Annotated in this window: 2 protein-coding genes; both read left to right on the forward strand. The window is 53.8% G+C overall.

Features of this window, described 5'->3' with window-relative positions; genetic code table 11:
* The first annotated feature begins 233 nt into the window (after positions 1-233).
* Positions 234-923 carry a Crp/Fnr family transcriptional regulator gene (locus PPL9_RS14205; protein ID WP_057463318.1) on the forward strand — a complete coding sequence of 230 codons (690 nt, stop codon included), beginning with the start codon at positions 234-236 and terminating at the stop codon, positions 921-923.
* A 480-nt stretch (positions 924-1,403) separates the two neighbouring features.
* On the forward strand, positions 1,404-6,558 hold a 5,155-nt coding region (locus tag PPL9_RS33330), incomplete at its 3' end, for an autotransporter-associated beta strand repeat-containing protein (RefSeq protein WP_208989374.1).

Below are 6,558 nucleotides of genomic sequence, written 5' to 3' on the forward strand. Positions count from 1 at the left end.
AGCGACCCAGACTGCGAAGAGAAGCGTGACCCGGAGATGGATTAGATCCGATCGGAAAGGAAAAAAGAGCTTGACCTCAGCGCCCGATTAGAGAAGCAGACATTCGTGGCTATCGCTAGCTGCGGCCACGATTGAAGCTCTGCAACTAACAGTATGGTGTGTTGACAACAAGGGCGATGTTCAGGATAGGTGATGAAGTGTACGCCCTCAACGCATCTTAAGGAACCTTGGCCATGACAGGATTGCTGGATCACGGGAGCCTCAAGTTCCTTGACCTGCTCAGCCCAAAGGTCGAGGCCGCTTTTGCAGCTGTCGAGCAGTGCCACACCTATCAGGACGGCCGCACGATCTTCTCGACCGGTGATGATGGTGATCGCCTGCTCATTGTGCGTTCAGGTGCAGTTAGAATGGGGCGTTTCAGCCCCAGTGGCCGAGAAACAATTCTTGCGGTGCTTGGTGAGGGGCACTTCATCGGCATCATAGGCGTGCTGACCGGCCGCAAGCGGACACAAAATGCTACAGCAGTTGGTAAGACAACAATTGGTTATGTTCACAAAGCTGATTTTCTGACGCTAATGGACACTCATCCAGAAATCGCCCGCGCAGCTTTGCCAGCGACGTTAAGCCGTTTGAATGTGGCACTGAATATGCTGGACGATCTGCGTTTGCTACCTTTGCCTGCTTATACAGCAGTGTTTTTGCAGAACATGCTCGAAGCTTCAGAGGTGCCAGGGATGCTCAACTGGAACCAGTCTGAGTTGGCTATTGCTGTAGGCACCTCACGTGTTTCTATGGGTAAAGCGCTCAAACAGCTGGAAAAAAATGGCCTGATCGTACTGAAGTACGGAGCAATTGCCGTGCCGGACGAGCAAGCCCTGTCAGACTGGATTGATGCCGCCAGAGCCGAGCATTTGTCTCTCTGAGGTCTGCTCGCTCATGCCGTGTGCACAAATCTGAGTAAATAGCCAGATTGCTAAGTTCTTAGCATTCTTTGCGCTGCCGACTACGTACAATCCCTCTGTATTTTCATCCCATTGATATTCAAGTGTCAGCATTTTGACCGCTGCCGCCGGTATCGGCGTGCCGTCTGGCGAATGATTGGGAAGAAAGATCTGTAGCGATTTAGCTTAGGGCGTTTAACTGACGATCGTTCCTGAGCAGGTCACCGATAAGTTCCGCGTCATTTCACGTCAAAACGATCAGGTTTTGAAGTGAGATGGGTACATCAAAGATTTTGAACCAAGAGTTCTGACATCCGTATGACGACTTCCCCTACAAGAACATGTTTTCAGCACTTTCTGAACCATCTGCGGCGCGGTGGGCGTATAACCAAAGTGGCTGGCACTACAGCAAGTCGAGCGCCTTATCTTGCCGCTACGCTAATTGCATCAGGGCCTTTGGTGTTGTCCGGAGCAACCAACGCGCTTGGACAAACATGGGACGGGAGCGCATCAACCGACTGGTTTACTGACGAGAACTGGAGTAGCAATACTACTCCAGATCACAATCAAAATGTTACCATTGACACTGCTCTCCCCAATCCGACCTCCATTACGGATAAAGGCACCAACGGAACCGCAGACGCTAACGATCTTGTTGTCGGCGATGAAGGCCAAGGTTTTCTGACTGTTTCTAATGGTGGCGCATTGGATAGTTATAGCGGCAGCTATATTGGCTATAAGAACGGTTCAACTGGTAGCGTTGAGGTGACAGGCACTGGATCAATCTGGGATTCTTCATACTGGATTTATGTCGGTGACTACGGCGATGGTACTTTGACAGTGTCCGATGGCGGTGCAGTTAGCAGCGCAGACAGCATTATCGGCCGTACCGGAGGCTCTTCTGGTCGTGTTGAGGTGACCGGCACCGGATCAACCTGGACCAATGCCTATGACTTGGTTGTCGGTAGCAGTGGCGATGGCACTCTGACGATTTCAGAGGATGCAGTAGTGAACGTGTCCGGAGTAACAAGGCTGGGCTCTGACACACCAGGTTCTGGCGTTTTGAACATCGGTGCTGTAGCTGGGGATGCTGCGGTGGGGGCGGGAGAGCTCAACACAGCAAAGGTAATCTTTGGTCCAGGAACAGGTACTATCAACTTCAACCACACGGATAGTGACTACACCTTCTCCGCAGATATCAGCGGGACTGGCAGTGTCAATCAGCTTTCGGGCACCACGATCCTGACAGGGACCAACACTTACACCGGCGAAACGATAGTGTCTGGCGGTACGTTGAAGTTGCGCGGCGGGAGTGTTTTGACCGATACTGCAGCGCTGAGGGTCGGCTATGCCGGCACCGGCGCATTAACCATTGCAGAGGGCAGTGAGGTCAACAGTGGATATCTGAATATTGGCCGTGTGTCGGGCAGCGTGACTGTGACGGGTTCAGGATCTTCGTTAGATGTTGCTGCTATCTCAATAATTGGCTTGAATGGGACCGGAGCGCTGACCATTTCCGACGGCGGTAAGGTTACCAATGGTCTGAACAGCATCATAGGTGGACCTGATGCCACAGGTGCCGTGACTGTGACGGATGACGGATCCGTCTGGGAGTCAGGCCCTCTTTTGGTCGGCCAGTATGGTGCCGGCTCCCTAAAAATAGAGAATGGCGGCAAGGTTACTTCTGATAGCACCACCATTGGCTTCAACCGCGCCAGCTTCAGTGGGGCCAGTTCGGGTATTGTTACAGTGACGGGCGAAGGCTCCGCTTGGGAAAGCAGTGATCGTATTAAAGTCGGAGATAGAGCGCCCGGGACGCTGACGATAGCAGATGGCGCTATCGTGGATGTAGATGGTGATGTCGTGCTGGCCTTCGGCGCTGTTTCTCAAGGCACACTCAATATCGGCGCTGCGGCAGGTGAGACGGCTGTGAAGGCAGGCACCCTTGATACAGAGGCAGTGATATTTGGCGAGGGTACCGGGGTGATCAACTTTAACCACACGGATACCGCTTACGTGTTCGCTCCAAAAATCATAGGAGACGGCGGGGTTAACCAGCTATCGGGCACCACGACCCTGACCGGTGCCAACACCTATACCGGCGGCACTACCGTTTCAGGAGGCAAACTGGTTGTTGATGGCACCATTGGCGATGTTATAGTCAATGGCGGTAGCCTTGGCGGCTCGGGCACGATCAACGGTTCGGCAACAATCACAAGCGGAACGATTGCTGCAGACAACAGCCCTGGCACACTGACCATCGACGGCGACCTCAATCTTACTTCCGCCTCAGTTCTGGAGTTCGAGCTTGGATCTCCTTCCGGCACAGCAGGCGTAGACAGCGACCTCATCGCCGTTGGTGGTGATCTGACGCTGGATGGAACGCTCAACGTTACCGATGCGGGGGGCTTTGACGCTGGGGTCTATAATCTGATCACCTATGGCGGCAGTTTGACCGATAACGGCCTGGTGGTAGGCACTGGGCCAATAGGTTTCCTTTACAACGTGCAGACTGCAACAGCCGGACAGGTCAACCTTCTGGTGAACCCGGACCAGCTGAGCTTCTGGAACGGACCGGTAACAAGTGCTGATGGAACCGTTCATGGTGGCTCTGGCACATGGAGTAGTGCAGGAACCAACTGGACCGATGCCACAGGCTCAGCAAGTGCACCTTATCAACCGGACAGCACGCTGATTTTCCAGGGAACACCGGGCACGATCGTAGTGGATAGCGCCGGGGTTTCGGTGTCCAAAGGCATGCAGTTCGCAGCGGATGGCTACACAGTGACTGGTGGCGATATCATCATAAATGCTGGCGCTGACACCGTTTCATTCAGGGTTGGGGAGGGAACCAGTGCGAGCGCCGGTTTTACCTCAACCATTGCTTCCAACCTGACCGGAGCTGGTTCACTGGAAAAAACTGGTCTTGGAACACTCGTCCTGACGGGTGACAATACCTATAACGGCACCACCACTGTTTCAGAAGGAGCGCTGGAGTTCAGGGATGGTGCGACCTTGAGTGGTGGCCAAAATTTTCGCGTTGGTAGCCCTGCAACAGGATCTCTGACCATTGCTGATGGCAGTGATGTTTCTGCAAGAGACTATACCTTTGTCGCTAGGGGCTCCGGTTCGTCTGGAGCTGTGACGGTGACAGGTCCTAACTCACGTTTTCAAGCCGGATTTGGTTTTATAGTTGGATACAATGGAAACGGAACCCTGAGTATCTTAGAGGGCGGTTTAGTTACTAGCGGTTATCTCCTGATCGGATCTTATGCAGGCTCAACCGGGGCTGCGGAGGTGATTGGAGAAGGGTCGCATTGGAAGAACTATGTCGGTTTGGATGCACAAGGTACCAGTCTTGACGTAGGACGTCAGGGGACCGGAACTCTGACCATTGCCGAAGGTGGTCGGGTGACCAGTCGAGAAGGGGTGATCGGATCTAATGCAGGTTCAACAGGAGGCGTAGTCGTGTCCGGAGATGGGTCTCTTTGGGAAAACAGCCATTATATGAACATCGGATTGCTCGGACGGGGTACCCTGACGATCTCAGATGGTGGCGTGGTTGATGTGGAGAACAGCGTTCATCTGGGCAGGGAGACCGGTTCCCATGGCACGCTCAATATTGGTGCTGCTGCTGGCAACCCGGCGCAGGCCGCAGGGGTTCTAAATGCGGCAGCGGTTAAATTTGGTGATGGTACCGGGGTGATCAACTTCAACCATACGGATACCGACTACATCTTCTCCCCTGCAATTTCGGGAGGTGGTACTGTCAATCAGCTTGCCGGCACCACAACCCTGACGGGCATCAACACCTATACCGGCGGCACCACTGTTTCAGGTGGCAAGCTGGTCGTCAACGGCACCATTCGTGATGTTACAATCAACGGCGGTGTCCTTGGCGGCTCAGGCACGATCAACGGTTCGGCAACAGTCACAAGCGGAACAATTGCTGCAGGCAATAGCCCCGGTACGCTAACGGTCGGCGGCGACCTCAATCTGACCTCCGCATCCGGTCTGGATTTCGAACTCGGCTCTCCATCCGGAACGGCGGGCGTGGACAGCGACCTCATTGCTGTTGGCGGTGATCTGACACTGGATGGATTGCTCAATATCACTGATGCGGGTGGTTTTGACGCCGGGGTCTATAACCTGATCACCTATGGCGGCAGTTTGACCGATAACGAACTTGAAATAGGTCTAGCGCCGACGGAGTTCAACTACGACATCCAAACCGCCACAGCGGGTCAGGTCAATTTGTTAGTCAATGCTAACCTGCTGAGTTTTTGGAACGGAGCGGTAACCAGTGCAGACGGCACCATTCATGGCGGATCAGGCACTTGGAGCGCAATTGGTGCCAACTGGACTAATGCCGACGGTTCGGGAAGCGCGCCACACGATCCAGACAGCTTCCTGATCTTTCAGGCAGAGGCAGGTACTGTCACGGTAGATAGTGCCGGGGTATCTGTCTCCAAAGGCATGCAGTTTGCAACGGACGGATACAGTGTTTCTGGCGGAGATATTGCACTAACAGGAGCAACTGCGATCCGGGTCGGAGATGGCACTGATACAGGTGCGGGATACTCGACTGTCGTCGCCTCCAACTTGACCGGAACCGGTTCTCTCAAAAAGACTGGTCTCGGAACACTCATCCTAACCGGCAACAACACTTATTCCGGTAACACCACAGTGTCTGGTGGAGCACTGGTTGTTGATGGTTCCATTGGAGATGTTACGACTGATGGTGGCAGTCTTGGAGGGTCGGGTACACTGGGAGCAGTTACAGTCAACTCCGGTGCTGTGATTGCACCTGGTAACTCCATTGGTACGATGAACACGACATCGACTGTTTTCAATGCCGGTTCGGTTTATGAGGTTGAGCTGAACGACGGCGGTGCTGCAGCGGGCGTAAATAATGATCTGCTGGCTGCCAATAACACCGTTACTATCAATGGTGGAACGGTGCATGTCATGCCGGAGAACGGAACTGATAACGGATCGACCTATACCGCCGGCACGACTTATACCATCATCACCGCAGGCGGTGGCATTAATGGAACATTCGATTCCCCTACACCAACCGATGATTTTGCATTCCTCAATTTTGCCCTGTCCTATGATCCTAATAGTGTTTTTCTGACTTCAGAACTTGCCGTGCCCACGTTCTGCGTTTCAGGAATGAGCACCAATCAATGCGCAACGGGCGGTGGTGTGTTTTCGCTTGACAGCGGGCCTTTATACAACGCGGTGCTCAACCTTTCAGGTGAAGAGGCACCGAAGGCGCTTGATCACCTCTCTGGCGAAGTACACGCTTCGATCAGGACAGCGCTGCTTGAGGAAAGCCGCTTTGCACGCGAAGCTGCGCTGAACCGTATGCGCATTGCAACGGGAGCTGTGGCCGCCGGCGGACAGGCACAGGCTGAAAAACGTATCAGCGAGAACGCCACCTTCTGGGGGCAAGGCTTTGGCGCCTGGGGGAGCTGGAGTGGAAACCACAACACTGCAGGGCTTGATCGCTCGATCGGCGGGTTGTTTGTGGGAGGCGATGTCCTGATCGGTGATAATACCCGTCTTGGAGCTTTTGGCGGTTATGATAATACCAGGTTAGAGGTGATTGGCA

This window comes from Pseudovibrio sp. POLY-S9 (assembly GCF_001431305.1).
GTDB lineage: Bacteria > Pseudomonadota > Alphaproteobacteria > Rhizobiales > Stappiaceae > Pseudovibrio.

What these genes read in the sequence shown, in the direction of transcription:
- PPL9_RS14205 (WP_057463318.1), top strand. Translation starts at nt 234, where the DNA reads ATGACAGGATTGCTGGATCACGGGAGCCTCAAGTTCCTTGACCTGCTC.